Raw genomic sequence first — 240 nt, 5'->3', positions numbered from 1 at the left:
AATGCGGTAACGCCCTGCGTGACTTTTGGCCAAGGTGTGGCAATATCCGCGTTAGACAAACCGTAGACACCAGTGTCGATAATGTGGGTCGAATTGTTTACGTTGTTGTAAACCTTAAGCGAATTTATATCTCCGAATAACAGGTTGTAGCCGTTGTATCGGTGGCGCGTTTTTTCTAGCGTTGCCAAGTATTGTGATTGTGCAACAGGCTTCATTTCGACTGAGTCGTGCTTCAGCCAG

1 protein-coding gene is annotated in these 240 nt (G+C 46.7%); it reads right to left on the bottom strand.

The annotated features are described in order from the left end of the window. Window positions 1-240, bottom strand: a 240-nt coding sequence (locus NLF92_RS13725; RefSeq protein ID WP_254102831.1) for an NRDE family protein, incomplete at both ends; no start/stop codon positions are given.

Origin of the sequence: Opacimonas viscosa (assembly GCF_024199005.1) — a bacterium.
In the GTDB taxonomy this organism is placed as follows: Bacteria; Pseudomonadota; Gammaproteobacteria; order Enterobacterales; family Alteromonadaceae; genus Opacimonas; species Opacimonas viscosa.
This window is presented reverse-complemented; position numbering and strand designations above follow the sequence as displayed.